General features: G+C 44.7%; 15 protein-coding genes and 2 pseudogenes. 12 read left to right on the forward strand and 5 right to left on the reverse strand.

What is annotated here, in order from left to right; genetic code table 11:
• From AC4II3_RS15420 to AC4II3_RS15450, 7 genes are all read left to right on the forward strand, one after another.
• The coding region (locus AC4II3_RS15420) for a hypothetical protein (RefSeq protein WP_490722838.1) at positions 1 to 312 on the forward strand (312 nt) is incomplete at its 5' end.
• Positions 313 to 570: 258 nt separating this feature from the next.
• Positions 571 to 1,257, forward strand: a complete 687-nt coding sequence (locus AC4II3_RS15425) for a hypothetical protein (protein ID WP_488015360.1) — start codon at positions 571 to 573, stop codon at positions 1,255 to 1,257.
• A gap of 478 nt (positions 1,258 to 1,735) precedes the next feature.
• Positions 1,736 to 2,074 carry a hypothetical protein gene (locus AC4II3_RS15430; RefSeq protein ID WP_488015358.1) on the forward strand — a complete coding sequence of 113 codons (339 nt, stop codon included), beginning with the start codon at positions 1,736 to 1,738 and terminating at the stop codon, positions 2,072 to 2,074.
• 266 nt (positions 2,075 to 2,340) lie between these two features.
• Complete coding sequence (locus AC4II3_RS15435; protein WP_488015356.1) at positions 2,341 to 2,631, forward strand: hypothetical protein; 291 nt, start codon at positions 2,341 to 2,343, stop codon at positions 2,629 to 2,631.
• A gap of 4 nt (positions 2,632 to 2,635) precedes the next feature.
• Positions 2,636 to 3,775 carry a phage late control D family protein gene (locus AC4II3_RS15440; RefSeq protein WP_488015355.1) on the forward strand — a complete coding sequence of 380 codons (1,140 nt, stop codon included), beginning with the start codon at positions 2,636 to 2,638 and terminating at the stop codon, positions 3,773 to 3,775.
• Positions 3,772 to 4,617 carry a phage baseplate assembly protein V gene (locus AC4II3_RS15445; RefSeq protein ID WP_488015353.1) on the forward strand — a complete coding sequence of 282 codons (846 nt, stop codon included), beginning with the start codon at positions 3,772 to 3,774 and terminating at the stop codon, positions 4,615 to 4,617. Before AC4II3_RS15440 ends, AC4II3_RS15445 begins: the two co-directional genes overlap by 4 nt.
• A complete protein-coding gene (locus tag AC4II3_RS15450; protein ID WP_488015351.1) occupies positions 4,617 to 4,940 on the forward strand; it encodes a hypothetical protein in 324 nt (107 codons plus the stop codon). Before AC4II3_RS15445 ends, AC4II3_RS15450 begins: the two co-directional genes overlap by 1 nt.
• Before the next feature lie 297 nt (positions 4,941 to 5,237).
• Here AC4II3_RS15450 and AC4II3_RS15455 read toward each other — a convergent pair.
• The 3 genes and pseudogenes from AC4II3_RS15455 to AC4II3_RS15465 all read right to left on the reverse strand — a co-directional run.
• Positions 5,238 to 6,410, reverse strand: a pseudogene (locus AC4II3_RS15455) (GMC family oxidoreductase); the annotation flags it as partial.
• Between the two features lie 8 nt (positions 6,411 to 6,418).
• A pseudogene (locus tag AC4II3_RS15460) lies at positions 6,419 to 7,654 on the reverse strand (RNA-guided endonuclease InsQ/TnpB family protein).
• A 273-nt stretch (positions 7,655 to 7,927) separates the two neighbouring features.
• Entirely contained in the window at positions 7,928 to 8,476 is a 549-nt protein-coding gene (locus tag AC4II3_RS15465; RefSeq protein ID WP_488007574.1) for an EF-hand domain-containing protein, read from the reverse strand.
• Positions 8,477 to 9,286: 810 nt separating this feature from the next.
• Between AC4II3_RS15465 and AC4II3_RS15470 the strand changes: the two genes are divergently transcribed.
• From AC4II3_RS15470 to AC4II3_RS15485, 4 genes are all read left to right on the forward strand, one after another.
• Positions 9,287 to 10,024 carry a hypothetical protein gene (locus tag AC4II3_RS15470; protein WP_488007573.1) on the forward strand — a complete coding sequence of 246 codons (738 nt, stop codon included), beginning with the start codon at positions 9,287 to 9,289 and terminating at the stop codon, positions 10,022 to 10,024.
• 481 nt (positions 10,025 to 10,505) lie between these two features.
• Positions 10,506 to 10,862 (forward strand): GPW/gp25 family protein, encoded by a 357-nt coding sequence (locus AC4II3_RS15475; RefSeq protein WP_488007576.1) that lies wholly within the window; start codon positions 10,506 to 10,508, stop codon positions 10,860 to 10,862.
• A complete protein-coding gene (locus AC4II3_RS15480; protein ID WP_488007571.1) occupies positions 10,862 to 13,336 on the forward strand; it encodes a putative baseplate assembly protein in 2,475 nt (824 codons plus the stop codon). The genes AC4II3_RS15475 and AC4II3_RS15480 overlap by 1 nt, the downstream gene beginning before the upstream one ends.
• 5 nt (positions 13,337 to 13,341) lie before the next feature.
• Positions 13,342 to 16,971 carry a putative baseplate assembly protein gene (locus AC4II3_RS15485; protein WP_488029248.1) on the forward strand — a complete coding sequence of 1,210 codons (3,630 nt, stop codon included), beginning with the start codon at positions 13,342 to 13,344 and terminating at the stop codon, positions 16,969 to 16,971.
• A 163-nt stretch (positions 16,972 to 17,134) separates the two neighbouring features.
• Here AC4II3_RS15485 and AC4II3_RS15490 read toward each other — a convergent pair whose 3' ends face one another.
• Entirely contained in the window at positions 17,135 to 17,920 is a 786-nt protein-coding gene (locus AC4II3_RS15490) for a Uma2 family endonuclease (protein WP_488007567.1), read from the reverse strand.
• A 424-nt stretch (positions 17,921 to 18,344) separates the two neighbouring features.
• On the reverse strand, positions 18,345 to 19,814 hold the full coding sequence (locus tag AC4II3_RS15495; RefSeq protein WP_488007565.1) for an SGNH/GDSL hydrolase family protein: 1,470 nt from the start codon (positions 19,812 to 19,814) through the stop codon (positions 18,345 to 18,347).
• A gap of 233 nt (positions 19,815 to 20,047) precedes the next feature.
• On the opposite strand from AC4II3_RS15495, the gene AC4II3_RS15500 reads away from it, so the two are divergent.
• Positions 20,048 to 20,482 (forward strand): MarR family winged helix-turn-helix transcriptional regulator, encoded by a 435-nt coding sequence (locus AC4II3_RS15500; RefSeq protein WP_071102749.1) that lies wholly within the window; start codon positions 20,048 to 20,050, stop codon positions 20,480 to 20,482.
• Positions 20,483 to 20,542 lie beyond the last annotated feature (60 nt).

The raw sequence follows: 20,542 nt of genomic DNA on the forward strand, positions 1-20,542 counted from the left end.
CTCCCTACTCCCTACTCCCTACTCCCTACTCCCTACTCCCTACTCCCTACTCCCTTGATGAACATTACCATTAAAATCCCAGAGCTAAGCATAGAAGGAATTGACCTGAATAGACTAGAACGGGTACGCTTACAAGCAGCGGTGGAAGCAGAATTATCCCGTTTGCTTAAGGTGAAGGGATTACCTAAAAATTGGCAAAATACTACCAAGATTCCCACTGTACCGGTGAATTTAAACTTAACTAAAACCCACAATCCCACAGACATGGGTAAGGAAATTGCTCAGGCTATTTATAGAGGTATGGCGCAATGAAACATCTACGAGTAAGTCGAAGTTAGCTGCGCTCTTACCATTAAGAATTAAATTCGCCACGGGTCACACCTCTTGATGCAGCGCATTGCTATTCCCTATTCCCTGTTCCCTGTTCCCTGCTCCCTGCTCCCTGCTCCCTTGCTATATTGACTTTAACCATTGACAATCAAAAATTAACAATTAACAATTGATGAGTTAGCTGAATAATAATTATTCAAACAGACTTGAGCTCAGCAGTTTATTAACCACAAGGATTTCATGGCTACATCTCCTCTTTCCCCTCGTTTGTTGAGAGGGGCAATAGTCGCTCTAGACCCTGCTAACCCCCTAGCTAGTGTGATTCTTTTCCAGTACAATCCGGAGACGATGACGCGATCGCTTACGCCCCGGACAGCAGGAGCGGATTTGTCTGCACAGGGTAAATCTGACCTAGACACTACTGAAGCGAAACGAATTAGTGGTCCTCCGAAAGAGAGCATTAGTCTAAAAATGGCCATCGATGCCACTGACCGGTTAGAGCAGGCGGATACCATGGCGGTTACCTTGGGCATTCATCCCCAAATCGCAACTCTGGAAATGCTAATGTATCCCAAAACCTTGTCAGTCTTGACCAATAGCGCGATGTCGAAAGCGGGAACTCTGGAAATTGTGGCGATGGAAGCTCCTCTAACTCTGTTTATCTGGGGCGGTAATCGGATTCTACCGGTTCGGGTAGAGAGTATGAGTATTGAAGAACTGGCTTATGATGTTAATCTTAACCCGATTCGGGCTGATGTTAGCCTTACTCTAGAAGTCCTCAGCTACAAAGATCTGAAGCTGGCTAGCCTCGGTGGTGCTCTGTTTATGGCTCACCAAGTTAGCAAAGAACTGATGGCAACTATGGAAAGTCTTAAGAATGTCAGCAGTATTGCTAAGGGAGCAGCAGGAAGTATTCCATTGCTTTGAGATAAGCATATGCGCGAAGCGCACGCTGCGCGAACAGCGGTCAGCGGTCAGCGGTCAGCGGTCAGCCATTAGCTTATTTTATTCAAAAGCACCGATTGCGCGAAGCGCATAAGCTGAAAGCTGATGGCTGAAAGCTGATAGCTGATAGCTGATAGCTTAGGATTAGATAATTAGTTCCTATTTTTTTATTAATTTTTGGCCTTTAAATAAATTCATAGTTTGTTGACACTCCGGCAAGTTAGTAGTAACCTCCTAGAGGAAAAACAAATCCACCTCTAGTTAACAGTGGCTCCCACGTCAGCTGAGACTTTTACCGCCTATAAGGGAAAAGCAATTAGCCAATGGGAGCCAAGTTACTGAATCACTTAGTAGGATTAGTTTTTTTCCAATACCGGTTAAATCAGTCTCGATTAATAGACTGATTAACCCACCTAACTCCTGTCGAATACAACTGACAATTACGGAAAAGGAAAGACAAATGAAACGTATTATGCAAGCCATGTTGGCCATAGTGTTTGCCCTGGTCGCGGTCTTGAGTTTACAAGTTGGTCATGCTTATGCTCAAGATGACTGCCATTGGTTGACCGTAAATGCTCAAGATTATCAGGAGGTAAATCTTAATCAAGATACCACAGTTGAGTTCGAGCTTGTAGACATGGGTAAGGAAGGCTCAAGGGTTTTTGTTTTAGGCTGCGGTGGTTATCAATTAGGAGGTTGGAAGGCTATCCATGAAATCTGTCAGCCTCCATCTTCAGATATCACTATTCTAAACCGTGGCCCTGATGATGTAGACATTAAGATTTTCCCACAGCAATAGATAGTCGGAATGGGAGCAGGTCACTTATGCAGAGCATTTTTAGTAAAGCTATAGCCCCCTCATTGGTTTTAGCCCGCTCTGATAGTATAGAGTTTATATGTTGTTCTGCAACTTTGACCTGCTACCGCGCTACAGGGAGCAGGTCAAATTGGCATAACAAATGAACTACTTGACAAAAATACTGGGTTATGTGAAAAACTGTATTTTTTTTCAATTCATTGGGAAATCCTAAGCTATTATGCATTTAAATTGTAAATTTTCACGCTATGTTCCAAGCCAATAGCCGTTACTACAATCTAGAAACAGCAACCTTCACCAGCTCCGATAATCGAGTAATTTCCTACAAGCGTCGCCGCTTTTTACCTCAGGGAGAAACCTTGTCCTTACTTGTAGAAGTCACCGTCACAGAAGGCGATCGCTTAGATCTAATTACCGACAGCAATCTTGGTGATCCAGAACAGTTTTGGCAAGTGTGCGATGCCAACAATACCATGAATCCCTTTGACCTCACCGCAGAACCAGGCAAAGTCTTAAGAGTTCCCCAGCCGCAGTTGTAGAGATATGGTAAAACTAGGCATTCAACTCACGGTACTAATTGGTTCAACAGTGCCGAAGCCAGCGTCTTCGGTGCTAATCGAATCCCTAGCTAATGTTGAAGTTACCCATTCTGCCCAAGAGCGTTCTGGCTTTCAACTGCGCTTTCGAGCTGGTCGCAGTGCCAGCTTGGTCGAGCGGGATTATCCTGTGCTAAAAAGTGGAGAGCTCAAACCCTTCAACCGAGTGATTCTGATGGTGATCTTCAACGGTAAGCCTCAGGTGTTGATGGATGGGGTGATTACTCACCAGCAGCTCTTGCCCAGTAATAATCCTGGGGAATCTAGCATCGTGGTGACTGGGGAAGATGTCAGCGTGATGATGGACCTGGAAGAAAAGATTGTTGAGCACCCAGCCCAGAACGAAACGATTATTGCTAATAAAATTATCGCTAGCTATGCCAAATATGGTCTTATCCCCCAAGTCATTCCGCCACTGACCGACAAACCCCCCTTACCGACGGAGCGCATCCCTGTCCAGCATGGCACTGACTTGGACTACCTTCTGAAAATGGCACGGCGTCATGGCTATGTCTTCTACATTACTCCAGGACCAGCACCTGGAACTAACACGGCCTATTGGGGACCGCCGAAACGCTTGGGATTACCCCAGTCTGCCCTTTCCGTGAATATGGGCTCGAATACTAATGTGGAATCGATCAGTTTCGAGTACAATGCCCTTGCTGCTACTACCGTGTCTGGACAAGTGCAAGACCGGGATACCAACAAAGTCAAATCCCTAGACGTTTCTTCTAGTAAGCTTTTCCCCCTAGCCCAAACCTCAGCCTTGAAACAGTCTCAAGTTCGGACAGTGGTTCCCAAACCCATCCAGGGGTTGAGTGAATCTCAAGCTAAGGCGTTTGCTCAAGGGATAACCGATACATCCTTAGATGACGTAGTGGTAGCAGAAGGAACCCTGAATGCTCTAGAGTACAACGGTATTCTCCAAGCTGGTGCTCTTGTGGGTGTGCGAGGGGTAGGCAACCAGTATGATGGGTTTTATTATGTTAAAAGTGTGACTCATCAGCTCCAAAGCGGACAATATAAGCAGCAATTCGTACTCACCCGTGAAGGATTGGGTTCGACAACGTTAGCAGTAGTACCATGAAAGAATTTTTTGGCAAGTATCGTGGCACAGTAACTGGGAATAAAGACCTGATGTACCTTGGTCGGATACAGGTGAGTGTACCAGCAGTATTAGGGGACGGTCGCCAAAGCTGGGCAATGCCTTGTGTTCCCTATGCTGGAGCTGATGTGGGCTTTTTTGCGATTCCGCCAGTGGGAGCAAATGTCTGGGTGGAATTTGAGGGAGGCGATCCCGATTACCCGATTTGGACTGGTTGCTTCTGGGCCAAGGGTGAGCTACCGGCAAATGCCAAAGTGCTTGACCCAGAGAAAGTGCAAGTCTTTAAAACTGATGGCATTACCTTTACTCTCAGTAATTTTGGTACTACCAAAGGGTTGACCATTGAAGTAGCTAAACCAGTGGTATCTAACCCCCTGACTTTAGTGTTTGATGATAATGGGATTGAAATCAATAACAATAGCAAAACCATCGCGAAGTTAACAGCAGAAACCATAGAGTTAAGCAATGATGCCTCTACGGTTACCCTCGCTGTGGATAATATTCAAATCAAAGAAGATGCGGTGGAAATTAAGCTAACTAAAGACAGTATTGATTTAAAAAATAGCTCCTCTACCGGTAAGTTAGCGAAAGATAGTATTCAGTTAAGTAAAAGTCCAGCAGTGATAAAACTCTCGTCATCAGGGGTAGAGATTAATAACTCTCCAGCAGCGGCTAAACTCTCGTCATCAGGAATCGAACTTAGTAACTCTCCAGCAACAGTAAAGCTAGCTCCTTCGGGAATTGAACTGAGTAATGGTGCTGCTAATGTTAAACTTTCACCAGCTAGCGTGAATATTAATAATGGTGCATTGGAGGTAATTTAATGCCTGGTTTTGTGTTATCTGTTGCTAACAAAATCTTGTGTGCTCATGGCGGACAAGTCCAAGCGATGGTTCCCAATCCCCGGGTCAAGGTAATGGGTCAACCAGTGCTTACCCAAGCTCCCACCTATGTGGTGGCTGGTTGTGCTAATCCTCCTCCACCGGCCAATGTTGGCCCTTGCTTGATGGCATCCTGGATTACTGGTTCAGTGCGAGTTAAGGTGATGGGAATGCCAGTGCTGTTGCAAGATTCTCAGGCAACTTGTGTACCTACGGGTACTCCAGTTACTGTTATCCCGATGCCAGGTCGGGTGAAGGGAATGTAATATGTCTTGGTTTGGTTGTTCGCGTAGCGTGGCCAATAGGCCAAAGTTGTTTAGTTGAAAGTTGTTCGGTTGTTCGCGTAGCGTGGCCAATAGGCCAAGGTTGTTTGATTGAAAGTTGTTTGGTTGTTTCTTGACGGACTAATCGATTGGCCTTTGGGCCACGCTACGGGAATGGTCACCCTTCGCGATGCTCGGTACGAGCCGCTACGCGATCGCATCGAACTTAAATTCAGCAACGCCAGCTGTTATTTAAAAATGAAAAGGCTATATTATAGTCAACACTCCAGGTTACCGCTGCTAATTCTTCAAAGTCTTAATCAAATCCGCTGCCTTTTCGGCAATCATAATCGTCGGCGCATTAGTGTTTCCCGTGGTGATGACTGGCATAATCGAGGCATCTACGACTCGCAATCCATCAATTCCATGTACCCTGAGTTGGGAGTCAACAACTGCCATCGGGTCAGTTCCCATTTTGCACGTGCCGACGGGGTGGTATGTCGGAGCGCAGATTTGTCGGATGTAGGCTTGAATTGCTTCGTCGCTAGATACCTCGGCACTTGGGGCGACTTCCTTACCTCGAAACTGATCAAATCCCTCGAAATGGGCGAGCTGACGGGCAATTTTAATGCCTTCAACTAACACTTTCAGATCGGATTCATCCTGGAGATAGTTCACCCGGATCAGGGGTGCTTTATTGGGGGAGGGCGTACTCAACCTGACACTACCGCGACTCTGAGGGTGGTTGTTTATGACTTTAATACTAAATCCTGGACCTTTGTAGGCAAAGTCAGGATTGTTAGGTATGAGCAAAGTATAGATAAACTGTAGGTTGGGTGCAACCTCTAAATTGCTCTGAGTATGCAGGAACAATCCAGCTTCCCCAATATTGCTAGTTGGTGAAATGGGCAGTTCCTGAGTGGCTTGGTAGCCTACAAAGACAAGGGGGTGATCATGGAGGTTCTTACCGACACCCGGTAGATCGAGCACCACAGGAATGCCTAACCCCCGTAGGTGTTCTGCTGGACCAATCCCAGAAAGCATCAATAGCTTGGGGGAATCGAACGCTCCAGCACTGAGAATCACTTCTTGGTTTACCTTAACGTGATGCTCTGTCCCATTTTCAATATAGGCGACCCCAACTGCACGCCTTCCCTCAAACAGTATACGAGTAACCAATGCTCCTGTTTTAATGCTTAAATTGGGGCGAGAGAGAATCGGATGCAAGAACGCCACTGCCGTACTTTGACGTTTGCCATCTTTGACGGTCAGTTGGTAAAGTCCTGCGCCCTCCTGCTGCTTACCATTGAAATCGGGATTGTACCCATAGCCCTTTGAGATGGCAGCTTCGACAAAGCATTTCGACACTGTGCTCGGAGCAAGTGGATCGGTGATATCAAGTGGTCCTGATACTCCGTGAAACTCCGAAGCTCCCCGCTGCTGATTCTCCGATTTCTTGAAGTAGGTTGACACTCCCCGGTCTAAAGACGCGGGGATTCTTCATTCAACGAGCCAACTTGCTCAGTCAGGCCGGAACCAGAAAGAGTAGAGGTCGATTCTCCTGAAGCGTTTCGGGAGACCCGACGCTACGCGAACGGATCTATGATCCAGGTTCCGGTGTGCCCCACCGTACCCAAGGCTTTATTGAGAATGTTGATTGCGGCGTTGTGGTCTCGATCTAATTTGCAACCACATTGGCAGACGTGAGTCCTAGTTGATAGCGACTTCTTTACTACATCTCCGCATTCTGAGCAATTTTGGCTTGTGTAGGCAGGGTTTACAGCGACGGTCACTCTGTTGAACTTACGGCCAAAGTGCTCTAGCCATTTTCTAAATTGATACCAACCCGCGTCATTAATAGATTTAGCCAAGCAGTGATTTTTAACCAGATTCTTCACTCTTAAATCTTCATAGGCGACCAGATCGTTAGACCGGATTACGCAGCGTGCCAGTCTCTTGGCATGCTCTTCACGTTGCCTACTTATTTTAAGGTGCTGTCTGCCTAATTTATTAACCGCTTTTTTCCGATTGGATGAGCCTTTCTTTTTTCGGGAAACCCGACGTTGATAAAACTTTAAGCGCTTCTCTTCCGTTCTATAAAAACGGGGATTAGGCTCAGTATTTCCAAGAGAATCAGTGTAGAACTCTTTCAGCCCTACATCTAATCCAATAGTTGAGTGGCTCGGTGTTAGTTGTTCGTTCACATCGACAGAGACGCAAAACTGAACATAGTACCCGTCAGCCCTTTTGACTATCCGAACCCGTTTGATTTGCTTATTGTCGAAGCGCCACAAGTCCCATGTACCTTTGAGTTTTAGCTTCCCGATCCCTTTCTTGTCACTGAAAGTAATTGATTTTTTATCAGGGGACAACTTCCATCCTGATTGCTTATATTCAACCGATCTACAGTGTTTTTGAAAGCGGGGAAAACCTTTCTTTCCTGGTACCTTTTTTTTACAGTTTTCAAAGAAGCGAGAGATTGATGACCATGCTCTTTCAGCCGCAGCTTGTCGAGCAGTAGAGTTTAGTTCGTTAGCAAAAAGGAATTCCTTAGCTAGTATCTTGCAATACTTACTAAGGTCGTATTTACCTGTTCGTTTATTGTCTATCCATAAACGAATGCAGCTATTACGGATGAATTTAACCGTCCGAATCGCTTCGTCTATTGCTTGATATTGAAAGGGTTTCCCGTATGCTTTAAACTCTATTATGATCATCAGAACTCGACCTATTCTGTTAGATTGTTACGCTAACATACTTAGCGAAAACTGTCAACTAAAAATCAAATCTTTTTCACGGCGGCTAAAGACCGCTGCGACCCTTCATCCCCGCTCTAAAGAGACGGGGCGGGTATCGGGGGTTTTCTGTAAGACGATTAGCGACGACACTACCCGCTGATCCGGCACCAATCACCACATAATCGTATTGAGTCATGACTCCAACATAGTCTTCAATCAGGACAATCTCTGTAACCCAAACCTTGTAATGTTTTATATTGCTTTAATAAAGAGCAAATTACCAGGTGCTTCAGAATCATCACTACGGAAGAACTGATCGATCAGCTCCATATGTTTTTCTTTAGAAATGTAGTCATCATCGTTGAAATTGAGCCGTTTGAATACCTCCTTAGCAGAATTTTCATCAAGGTTATGGACTCGAAAATACTGTTTGTATTCCTCTAAATCAAGTTGCTCGTTCCCATCAACATCAAATACGCTAAAGGCCAAAGCTGCAATGCCATGTAGTTCCGCCTCATAAGCTTCTGGGTCATTGAGTATATTGTCCATATATACCAGCCATTCATCCAAAGAGATTTTGTTGTCACCATTAGTGTCTGCAAACTTTTGCATACTATTCCAACGAGACGTGAACTTCGATTGAATGGAATCGTACTGGGGTGAGCCCGGTGCCCAACTGCGAAACTCCGAGTAGCTTTTTAGGAACTGGTCAAAATCGGCTGACTCAATGAAACCGTTATTGTCTGCGTCATACATTGCAAACAATCTTGGTAATCTTTGCTTCTGTAATTCACTTAACATTAATCTATCCAAAAAGCAATCACCATGTAATACTATATGACCAACCCCATTTTGGCAACACTACCGTCTGGAGCTACCTTTAGCGTATCGGCTATACTGAAGTTCCCCTGTACGAATGTGCTTGCATCAGTCCAAAAGTCCTGTAAATCTTGGCTTTGGGTGGTAGAAAACAATAGTATTACTGGGTACAGAGTCCTAGATATTGCGTGTTTTTAAAAACAACCTGTCTTATGGCGTAGGCTTTATTGTGAAATTATGGTAAAATCAACCTGGTTACAAATCACATTGTAACCAGGTTGACTGGAAAGACTCAATAAGCATAGCCAAAATACCTGAGTTTCTGTCAATTTCAGCCAATACTTATTCGGCTTCTTCGCCTTGTCCTGTTTTTGATAATAAATCCCTCGCTCAAAGGGAATGTGAGTTGTTTGGTTGAAAGTTGTTTGGTTGAAAGTTGTTTGGTTGTTCGCGAACGCATCTTACTAATCGCAGTAATAAATAACTATTCCGATACTGTCCTAGAAAAATTGACTACTAATAGAAGAGTGCAATTGGGTACCCATTGAACTAATCCCAGTAATAAATAACTATTCCGATACTGTCCTAGAAAAATTGACTACTAATAGAAGAGTGCAATTGGGTACCCATCGAACTAATCGCAGTCATCAACAACTATTCCGATACTGTTCTAAAATTGACTACTAATACAACAGTGGCATTGCGATTGACCTTGGCTAAAAGGCCACCCTACGGAAATGGTCAGCCTTCGCAAATGCATCGAACTTAAATTCACTGAGAGTTCAAGACAAAATGAAAGAAGTATTAGGGTATATTCGCAAGCGCACAAATCAAGCAAAACAGAACCCGTTTATTCTGTGGCTAGATGACGATTCAATTAGTGCTCGCGATCGCCTCAGTTTGTGGCTACCTCACATATCCGCGTTTGTGATGGGTTTTATGGACTTAAACAAACTGATTTTTCCCTATCCCTCCTCCGAGGCAGCCACAGACGAACTCAAAAGGTTAATTAACAATCATTGCCGACAGGATGGTACGCACTGGGAGTGGTATCTACGAGACCTGCAAAAACTAGATTTGAACCGAACCATGAAATTTTCGGAGGGGCTTGACTTCATTTATGGTGATGAGAGAAAGCTAGACCGTGCCTTCATGTATGGCATTGCAGCATTAGCCCATGAAGCACAAGATCCCCTATTGCGCTACAGTCTGATCGCACCTCTAGAATTCTTTGCTCACCTCCTCTTTGGCAAAACGGCTGCCATTGCCAGGAAATTTGCCGAAGAGACAGGAATTCAATTGGAGTATATGGGCGACATTCATTCTGGTGTGGAACCGGGCGGTCTTGTTAATCAACACCATGAGATTATTGATGAGAATTTGTTTACAGAAGCAGTCCTCAACGAGCAGATGCGTAAAAGAGGACTAGAGATGGCTGAGTATATGTGCGATCAGATTGAACTGGGTTGGAAACGCAATTTGGAATTTGCGAAAAAAAGAGAATGGGCTACGCCCATTGCAGTTGTTTAAACTTTGCCCTCACGGGGTGACAACAAAGCTCAAACCTAGATAGGTGGCACGGTTAATGGTTTTAGGTATTGGGGAAAATGAGCGCATCGGTGTCATTTGTATTTCCCAGCAATTGAAGCGATTTTCACCAGACTTCGTCAATGATAGTTTTAATCAATCCATCCCGCAAGGGCAATTTTACCATTAACCTAACCCCATTAACAAACACCCCTGTAATATTTTCAATTAGCTTGTCACCCCCTGAGGGTTAACGGATTTAAGCGATCGCAATATCCCTGGATTTGGGAGGTTTATTGACCGAGAAAACTCCTAGAATCCTTGATTTTCCGTAAGGGAGCTCTGGAGGAGTAACAAAACCCAAGCAAACCCTTACCAGGGTTTGGTTTCACTATCTTCAACTCAACTCAACCCAACCTGGGAAGCCAGATAAATTCACTGAGCGAGCAGGCTATAGTGAATGAGCAGAGCTATCTATGTAGCAATGGAAATTGGCTATCCTTTCCAAATCGATGGGCGGAGACGGACAGCAGAGGCTACCTCTGAAGAACACATCCCCCAGCTGATGGAACAATTACTGTTTACCTCCCCAGGAGAACGGGTCAACCGCCCGACTTTGGGCTGCAGTCTGATGCAGCTGGTCTTTTCTCCGAATAGTGAGGAACTGAGTACTGCGGTTCAGTTTCTGGTTCAAGGGTCGTTGCAGCAGTGGTTAGGGGAGTTAATTCAAGTCGAGAGGGTGCAAGTAGAGAGTGAAGATACTAAGTTGCGAGTCACAGTCCAGTATGTGATTCGGCGTAATCAACAGCGTCAGGTAACTGAGTTTGAGCGAGGGTTGTGATGATGACAGACTTGGTAACAGCTGAACACATGTTCCGATACCAACGCCGGATTGCTCTTAGTCGTCAAACTAAACAGATCGGGCTGGATTACATTCAGGTGGAATCACAACAGACACCGAATGAACCGAATAAGTGGGCCCTAAAGCTTCATTTTGTACCAGCTTCCGCACAAGCAACCCAGGACGCGCTCTCAAACCTGACCTCTAGAAATATTCGCATCACTAGAGGTACGGCGGTTTCAACTACTGATGTTAGGCTCCTGGAAATCCAACCACCTAGTGGGAATGTGCTGACGCTGTTGGTGGAATACAAAGCTCCTACTAAGTCCCAGGTTAGTGATTTATCTACCTATACCCTACAACTGCTTAATATTAGCAATGTAGATCCGTTTTTTGAGCGGCTTAATTTTTCCTTCAAACGCCCAGACCAAGTTACCTTTGACCCGCAACCAGTACCTTCAAGTGATATAGAAACCCTGTTGGTACCGGAGATAGATTACTTAGCTAAAGACTATAGCAGCTTTCGGCAATTAATGCTCAACCGCTTGTCGGAAGTGATGCCTCAATGGCTAGAGCGAAATCCTGCGGATTTAGGGATTGCGCTGGTGGAAGTATTGGCCTACTCTGGTGACTACCTCAGTTACTATCAGGATGCTGTAGCTACTGAAGCCTACCTTGGTACCGCTCGCCGCCGCACGTCTGTACGCCGCCACGGCAGGCTGGTAGATTACGTGTTGCACGAGGGCTGCAATGCTAGAGTCTGGGTGCAGGTAGCAGTAAATACTGATCAGGTGCTGCTAGCAAAAGGAACTCTTCTACTAACCCATGTTTCTGGTCAAGGGTCGGTAATCGATCCTGATTCCTCTGCTAAGAGTGAGGTCTTGGCTCAAGGGGCAAAAACCTTTCAAACCCTACATCCCCAGGAACTATTTGCTGCCCACAATGAGATTAAATTTTATACCTGGGGAGCAAGGGAATGGTTTTTGTCGAAGCAAGAGACTAAAGCAACATTAATTGGACATCTGGCTTTGCAACCAGGGGATGTGTTGATCTTTGAAGAGGTAAGAGACCCAAACACTGGCTTAACGGCTGGGGCTAATCCCCAACACCGTCATCCAGTACGGTTAACTAAGGTAACTCCCACAGAAGACCCCCTTGGTGGTCAATTTCATCATCCCCCAACTGATCAGCCAGTGTTGATTACTGAGATTGAATGGCACCCCCAGGATGCTCTGCCTTACCAACTATGGCTAGCAACTCTGAGTAGCACTGGCCCAATCACAGATATCACGGTGGCTCGGGGAAATATTGTTTTGGCTGACCATGGGGAGCCTTATCCTAAGGAGGGGACAGAGCAACTGCCCACTATCCCAACCATTGGTCGTTATCGTCCCAAGTTGTCTCGCACAGGTCTAACCCACAGTGTGCCTTATAACCACCAGCAAGCAATTCTGGAAGCGGTGGCAACAACGCTTGTTCAAGACCCCCGTTCCGCAGTGCCTCAGATCAGTTTACAATCCGATACTGGTGAAACCTGGTTGGTGCATCGTGACCTATTGAATAGTGACCGATTTGCTGCGGATTTTGTAGTGGAAATGGAGAGTGATGGCACTGCCTATCTGCGCTTTGGTGATAGTGTTCAAGGCAAGCAACCTAGTCCAGATTCCCAGCTGATGACCAACTACCGGATTGGTAATGGTTTGGTGGGTAATGTGGGACTTGATGCGATCGCTCATCTGGAACCAGTCACTAGTGAAGCCTATGGTGAATTGGTCAAACAGGTGATTGGAGTACGGAATCCCATCGCAGCTCAAGGGGGAATTGACCCGGAACCGATTGAGCAAGCACGGTTATACGCTCCCCAAGCCTTCCGAACCCCTGAACGCTGCGTGACTGAATCGGACTACGCTACTACTATCCAGCGTCATCCAGAAGTGCAAAAAGCAGCAGCTCAGTTACGTTGGACAGGGAGTTGGTATACCGTATTTATTGTTGTGGATCGGTATAGTGGTAGACCGATTGATACCCAATTTAGGGAAGAGCTACTGGCTTTTATGGCTCCCTATCGGTTAATGGGTCATGATCTCGAAATCCAGGCTCCCTATTTTGTTAATCTCGATATTGCTTTGACAGTACATGTCTTGCCTAACTATTTCCAGAGCAGTGTGAAGCGATCGCTTATGGAAACCTTCAGCAACACAGACTTAGCGGTTGGTCAACGGGGTTTCTTCCATCCCGACAATTTTACCTTCGGTCAACCGGTCTATCTTAGCCAAATTGTTAACCAAGCCATGGAAGTGCCTGGGGTTGACTGGGTTGAACCAACGCGCTTTCGTGAGTGGGGACAACCGGATCGAGGGGAATTGGCAGCAGGTCAAATCTTGATTGAGCCATTAGCTGTCGCTCGTTTGGATAATAACCCCGATACTCCTGAAAATGGCAGAAGTCAGTTTTATTTACAAGGGGGTTTGTGATTAATATGACATCTCACTACAATTCCCCTGGCCTAACCACATTAGCCTATCGAGTTAGCACCCATGGCACCAGCTTCCAACGGATGCTAGCAGGTCTGCGTACTGAAACCGCTAGCCCAAATGACTCAGACCAAGGTGACCGACCTCTGGCTACTCTCAATACTAGCCACCGAGATGACCCTGCGATCGCATTTCTGGATAGCTTAGCTACTGTTGTTGATGTACTTAGCTTCTACCAAGAACGGATTGCTAATGAAGGGTATCTCAACACAGCTACTGAACGGCTGTCGGTTCTGGAATTAACTCGCACTATCGGCTACGAGCTTAATCCCGGTGTTGCGGCTAGTACTTTCCTCGCCTTCACCGTTGACGATACCCCTGGTACGACTAGCGTTGCTACAGTTCCCAAAGGAACCAAAGTTCAAAGTGTTCCAGGACAAGGGGAACTACCTCAGACTTTTGAAACCATTGAGCAGATTGAAGCGAGAGCACAATGGAATGCCCTGACACCTTATCGACCTTTGGTCACACAAACCCAGTCAATTAGTAGTAACACTACCGAACTATTCCTAGAAGGCATCAATACCCAACTCCAACCTGGTAACTTACTGATACTGATCGACCCGTCTGCAGCAGCATCCAATCAAGGTCATTTTCTGACCTTACAAACCGTTGAACCCAATACTCAAGACGGTTACACCAAAGTTACGTGGTCCCCAGCATCGGACCAACCCAGCATCGAATCCCCCCAAGTCTTTGCCTTTCGACAGCAAATTAACCTATTTGGTAGCAATGCTCCCGATTGGAAAGAGTTACCAGATGATACCAAGCGTAAGTATAGTGCGATCGCAGGTGGTATTTTTTACTCTACCGATCGCGGAAACAATTGGAATTCCGTGTCTACAGGTCTATTGAAAAATGCTGATATCCGAGCTTTGGCTACCTGGCAAGATGTGGTTTTTGCTGGCACTCATAAGGGTATTTTTTACTCTACCGATGGTGGTCAGGAATGGATTCCCATTAACCAAGGATTGACTAATACAGATATTCATGCCCTGACGATTAACGCTCAAGGCCATCTGTTTGCTGGAGCCACTGGTGGTAATGTGTTTCGCTCCACTGATGGCGGGGAAAGCTGGGTAACCATTGGGACTGGGTCTCTGACTATTGTTGAACATCACATTCCCGCCACAGCAGAGGGTTCGGAAAGTTGGACTCCTGTGAATACCAGCTTGCCCAATACGGTTGTGCGATCGCTATTTACTTACTCTTCCTATTACTCTTCCTCTTCCGAATCGTCTTTCTCTGAACAAACTATCCTGGCCGGAACTGAAGATGGAGTCTTTCGCTCTAGAGATGGCGGCAAAAGCTGGATACCGGTGAATACCGGTTTGCCAAATACCGATACCAATACTGGCTTAACTAGTACTGTTGTCTATTCCCTAATCACTGCCGTAATCAATAATGTAGATTACCTGTTTGCTGGCACAGACCAGGGAGTGTTTCGCTCCACTAATAATGGGGATAGCTGGGAAGTAGTGAATACAAACTTGCCTACTCTCACAATAACCACAGGGGAAACAAGAACAGAAGTTATTAATACAGTAGTCTATTCCTTGGTTACCTATGAGCGCGATGGCACCACTTACCTATTTGCTGGCACAAACCAAGGGGTGTTTCGCTCCAGTGATAATGGGAATAACTGGCAAGCCGTTAATACAGGTTTGCCTACTAAAACAGTAGGGGAAATAGAAGTAATCGATATCGTCATCTATTCCCTAGTTGCTGATACCAGTAATAATCCCCACTATCTGTTGGCAGGCACAAACAGGGGTGTATTTCGCTACGAGGAACCCCAAATTCCTGAGAATAACTGGATGCTGATCAACTCGGGGTTCACCAGTAATGATATTCGGTGTATTATATCCTATCAAAACAACACGATTCTAGCTGGCTCCAAATTTACTGGCTTAGTGGCAACAGAATGGCCTGGTTTTACCATTCAAAACAACCATATTGATCTTGATGCTACTTACTCCAATATATTAGTACGCAGTTGGATAGTGCTGATGCACTCAAGCCGCAAACAACTATACAACATTAATCAGGTAACTACTGTAGCACGGGATGATTTCCTACAGAGTGGAAAAATCACTCGCCTTGAATTGGATTCAAATCAGCATCTGGCCGACTTTGGCTCAGAGCGCTTCCGTGAAACAGTGGTTTTCGCTCAAAGTGAACAGTTAGCGCTGTTTGAGCCAGCAATTCAAGAAAATCTTCCCCTTGAAGGTGACCAAATTGAGCTGGAGCAATTGATAGAAGGGCTAGAGACCGGAAAAACACTTGTTGTCAGTGGTAAGAAGGATCTAAGTCAAGTTACTCAAACCACTACGGTCGATGAGCAAACCATTAATGAGGTAGTTGTGATTAAATCTATCTCTAGCTCTATCTCTAGCAACCAACAACGCTCTACTCTGACCCTGACTCAGTCACTCCAAAACCGTTACGACCGTACCACAGTAACCATTAATGCTAATGTTGCTCAGGCTACTCATGGTGAAACAGTGGTGGATGAAGTGCTTGGTAGTGGTGATGGAACCTTAGGAAATCAGAAGTTTGTACTCCAGAAGCCTCCCTTAACCTACATTTCTGCTGCTACCTCTAGCGGTAGTGAAACCACTTTGGAGGTAAGGGTCAATAATATACTGTGGGAAGAAGTGCGATCGCTTTACGGTTTAGACGACCGCCGCCAAGCCTACATTGTCCGTATTGATGATAATGGCAACACTAACATTACCTTTGGGGATGGACAAAGCGGTGCTCGTCTACCCACAGGAGATGAAAATATTACCGCCACCTATCGCAGTGGTATCGGCTTGGATGGGGAAGTAGGGGCTGGTAGTCTTACTGTTCTGCAAACCAGACCCTTGGGAATTGTAGAGGTTAGTAATCCCCTAGCCGCCATCGGAGCAGCTTCTCCAGAAACCCGTGACCAAGCTCGGTCTCAAGCGCCTGTTAATATTTTGCCCATGGAGCGCATTGTCTCAGTGCAAGATTTTGAGACATTTACCCGTAGCTTTGCTGGTATTGGTAAAGCCAAGGTAGCTACTTTAGAGATTGGCCAAAACCTACCCTTGATTCACCTTACCATTGCAGACCGTAATGGCAATCAAGTCAGCCCTGATTCCATATTATATACTAATCTGGTCAATGGAATTAATGCGGCTCGTGACCCATCTCAGCAGCGCCGTCTGGCGGTAGCCTCTAAGGTTGAAATTGATAGTTATGAAGCCCTTTACTTTAATCTTCAAGCCGGGATATGGGTGGATTCTCGTTATCGCAGCGATCTGGTTTTATCTGAAGTTAACACACTATTAGTGTCTGCTTTTGCCTTTGAACAGCGTACCTTTGGTCAAGGGGTAACAGCCGCAGAAGTAACAGCATTAATTCAGGCCGTTGATGGCGTAGAAGCGGTTAATTTAGAAGCGCTATATTTAACTGGAACGACTCAGGAGCTGAAGTCATCCTTAGAAGCCCGTTTGGCTATCTGGAATAGTGAGACTAAACAGGCTCTACCGGCTCAGTTGTTATTGCTTAATTCTCAGACCGATGGGGTTAGTTTGCATCTGGTTTAAAGGGAGCAGGGAGCAGGGAGCAGGGAGCAGGGAACAGGGAATAGGGAATAGGGAATAGGGAACAGGGAACAGGGAGCAGAAATATGTCTTAACCTTTAGTTCGAGTGCTATAAGTAGTCAGCTTTAAGCTGATAGCTGACTACTTATAGCTGATAACTTAGATTTATAGTTCAAAATCCTCTGGATTTATCCCTTTCGCTTGTAATTGTTCCAGTAAGGCTTTCATGCGACTTCGTTCCAGCTCCAAAGCTTCCTGAGCTTGTGCTTTTTCCAGCCTTTGTTGCTCTAAAGCTTCCTGAGCTTGTGCTTTTTCCAACCTTTCGAGTTCTACCTGTTGTTGAGCGATATCTCTTTGTTGTTGAGCGATATCTCTCTGCTCAACAATTTCCAGATAAGTAGCAAAAGGCTCACCACTAGGAGAATACAGTACCAATTCCGAGTCTACTAAGTCAAAGGTAATTCCTAAACGCGGACTAACCCAACCAAGCATCTGGGGGATGGGTTTTAAGGTTTCTGATGAACGCAACCAGCCTTTTAGTTTTGTTCGATTTGGGTCATAGAGATAGTACTCTTCTACTCCATGGGTCTGGTAAAACTTGAGTTTATCCTCTTCTAGTTCCTTGATAGTGTTGGTGTGTGAGGCTATTTCAAAGGTCACCTGGGGATTAAGGTTATCTTCAACCCAGGTTTTGTAAGAAGGCCGATGCCCTTTCGGTCTACCGATAACCACCATGACATCCGGTGCTTGGTTGATTTTTGGTTGTCCTTGTACTGGATACCACAACAAATCCCCGGCGATAAACACATTCGAGTCATCTTTAAATTGGGCTTCCAGGCCAAACTTAATGGTGGTAATTAGTTCAAATTGAAGGGTATTGTCCGCCAAGGGCTTACCGTCACTTTCGGGATAAAAAATGTCATCGGTGGTGGGAGTTAGCTGCTGAACCATTGGAAAAATTGTTACTTGAGCTGATAAGCCTATTCTATCTTATCAATCAGGGTTAGCGATCGCATAAATAACAAAGGTAACAAGTAACAGGAAACCTAAACTTTTTCATTACTCAATCGTAGAAATCAACGTGCTTGGAAGTACTTTTGTAAATTGGAGTGAACCTTATTCCAAATTATTCGAGGCGTTAGCTGTTCACAGTTTAATGAGCAATTAATTAAATATAGTTATCGAAGATGATAGTTCAAGTCAACACCTCTCATCTTATGAAACCAAGAGGTAACCTCTTTTTTATTAGGACTTACGCACCTCAATTTAACGCTAGCTGTAGTGTGTAAAAGTTTTGCCCACCCTACCCATGGATTCTCTGCGTAAGTCCTGTTTATTCCTTTTAGTCTAAACTCCAGTTCTCAATAAACTTGAATTAATCGAGGTGTAGATTTCTATCTCGATAGTCTTCCAGGTTAGGGAGAGAGCTACTTATTAGTCCAGCCTCTTTCATGCAATACTGAAAAGAATATGCAATCAAGGAATGACCGTATGATGTTGGGTGTACATTATCCCAAAATGTCGATAGAAAGTTAAAAGACCCGTCTGTTCTTTTACTTGTATTATTCGAGGCGTAGGCTCTCCAGTCTGAATTTGTTATTCCTTCGGCAAGATAACCTCCTTGGAAACACTGTTTAGGTATTTGTATCGCACTACTTCCTGTAGATTGGATATCGTAATACTCATTCTCGAACTTTGGGTCAAAATAATCTCCTGTGAAGGGATTATTACTCTCTAGGAGTGCGTCGAAATTAGAAAATAGATCTATGTATACTATCTCCAAATATTTTCCTCGTTCTTCTGTCAGAGAATCTATCTTAATTTTTAGCTTATTATTGTGAACATTGACTATGTTTGTTATAGCAGCAGAAAGATCTTCTCTTGTTTTCACCGAACCTTTACTGAAATCATAGCTTACAGTTGCTATTGTGGGGGTTTTACCTACATTGGGTAGGTTTGGGATGATAAAATATTTTGCCCCTTTGTCATTTAGTTTTTTGATATTTTCGATTATGTTATCAGTCGCTCGGTCTGAAACTTTTTCATAGCCTCCTATATCGTTAGGATATTCTATTAAATTAAAGAGTGTTTCTTCACTATCGAATTTCTCAAGATAGTCATTGGCTCCAATCCACAGGGTATAAGCTGTCTCTTCTGCTGCTGTTAAATCAATCTTTTTCCCACTCAGCCATCCATTATCAAGATAACGATTTATGGTTGTAGTCATACTTCCAGTAATAACATTGCGTCCCCCGGATTTTATATAATTCAGAATCTCGTCAGAAGTAAAATCATTGATTAAATCAGACTTTGCTCCACCATAAGCCCAGTTGAACATAGTAATTCCTGTTTCTTTAGACAGATATTCACTCCATGTTAGTCCATTCGTGAACCTGCCATACCAATAGGGATATTCGGGCATTAATTTAACCCAGTGCTTGAGATTTCCTGTATCAGAAAGACTGTCACCGAATATGACCATCTTTTTAATAGTCTGATTGCCCTCGTCTTTCTTGAAATGTATGGGATACTCATAGGGATTCAAAGCACTTGTAGCTGCAGAATAGTCAAACAATTTATAGCTTGGCTTGTCTTGATGCTTTTTAAAAATAGATTTTCTGCACCTTTCCTCTAATTCGGTTCTAGTCAATTCTGTTTCTACAAAAAAACTATCAAGCAACTGACCACTCAGTTCCGTATATGACGGAAACCAATCATGATACCCCTTGTCTATAGACCAAGTCCAGTTTCGCTTACCAGGATTTTGCCACATAAGTGATGGATTATCCTCTTCATACTTGCGTTGAGAATCATAAAAGTATGCTGCTACATAGTAATCCGTCATTTGATTTACTCCTAAACATTGTTTCTTGTTAATTTGTATTATTGGGACTTTAGCATAAATTAAGCCCAAATCAAGCCTAAAAGGGAGTTGGAGAATCTGGTTGACTGACAAAAGGTAAGCCTATGCTTACCCCGACTCCCGATTCCCGATTCCCTTTGCTATGGTTTTAACTAAGCCAATGGTGCCTAAGGCTCACCCTTGACAAATTACAAATATGTGTATATACTTTCAATATGCAGTTATCCACAACTCAACTTAACCTAGAGCAGTGTACCTGCTTTAACCTACGCAAAGCCACCCGTGTCGTCACCCAAATCTTTGACGATAAGTTGCGGCCTAGCGGTTTACGCGCAACCCAGTTTTCCATCTTGGCTGTGATGACGGGGGCTAAATCCTCCACCATCAACAAACTTGCTCAAACACTAGCGATGGATCGGACCACCTTGACCCGCAATCTCAAGCCCTTAGAAAAGCAGGGACTAATTGAAATTAATCCTGGAGAGGATCGGCGGACACGATTGGTGGCACTAACGGCAAAAGGCCAGGAAAACCTGACCCAAGCTATTCCCCTCTGGGAACAAGCTCAAACAGAGGTGATTGAGAAGCTGGGTGTCGGTCCGTGGCACAATCTATTGGAGCGGCTGACTGAAACGGTTTCCATCGCCTAATTGGCCACAGACTCGTGATCACAAGCCCCTCTTTTTTTATTTACTTAAATAAGTGTATGT

Source organism: Moorena sp. (assembly GCF_982860115.1).

Excerpts from the sequence above, each read along its gene's own strand:
- AC4II3_RS15425 (WP_488015360.1), top strand. The coding sequence starts at position 571 with ATGGCTACATCTCCTCTTTCCCCTCGTTTGTTGAGAGGGGCAATAGTC.
- AC4II3_RS15430 (WP_488015358.1), top strand. The coding sequence starts at position 1,736 with ATGAAACGTATTATGCAAGCCATGTTGGCCATAGTGTTTGCCCTGGTC.
- AC4II3_RS15435 (WP_488015356.1), top strand. The coding sequence starts at position 2,341 with ATGTTCCAAGCCAATAGCCGTTACTACAATCTAGAAACAGCAACCTTC.
- AC4II3_RS15440 (WP_488015355.1), top strand. The coding sequence starts at position 2,636 with ATGGTAAAACTAGGCATTCAACTCACGGTACTAATTGGTTCAACAGTG.
- AC4II3_RS15445 (WP_488015353.1), top strand. The coding sequence starts at position 3,772 with ATGAAAGAATTTTTTGGCAAGTATCGTGGCACAGTAACTGGGAATAAA.
- AC4II3_RS15450 (WP_488015351.1), top strand. The coding sequence starts at position 4,617 with ATGCCTGGTTTTGTGTTATCTGTTGCTAACAAAATCTTGTGTGCTCAT.
- AC4II3_RS15465 (WP_488007574.1), bottom strand. The coding sequence starts at position 8,476 with ATGTTAAGTGAATTACAGAAGCAAAGATTACCAAGATTGTTTGCAATG.
- AC4II3_RS15470 (WP_488007573.1), top strand. The coding sequence starts at position 9,287 with ATGAAAGAAGTATTAGGGTATATTCGCAAGCGCACAAATCAAGCAAAA.
- AC4II3_RS15475 (WP_488007576.1), top strand. The coding sequence starts at position 10,506 with ATGGAAATTGGCTATCCTTTCCAAATCGATGGGCGGAGACGGACAGCA.
- AC4II3_RS15480 (WP_488007571.1), top strand. The coding sequence starts at position 10,862 with ATGATGACAGACTTGGTAACAGCTGAACACATGTTCCGATACCAACGC.
- AC4II3_RS15485 (WP_488029248.1), top strand. The coding sequence starts at position 13,342 with ATGACATCTCACTACAATTCCCCTGGCCTAACCACATTAGCCTATCGA.
- AC4II3_RS15490 (WP_488007567.1), bottom strand. The coding sequence starts at position 17,920 with ATGGTTCAGCAGCTAACTCCCACCACCGATGACATTTTTTATCCCGAA.
- AC4II3_RS15495 (WP_488007565.1), bottom strand. The coding sequence starts at position 19,814 with ATGACGGATTACTATGTAGCAGCATACTTTTATGATTCTCAACGCAAG.
- AC4II3_RS15500 (WP_071102749.1), top strand. The coding sequence starts at position 20,048 with ATGCAGTTATCCACAACTCAACTTAACCTAGAGCAGTGTACCTGCTTT.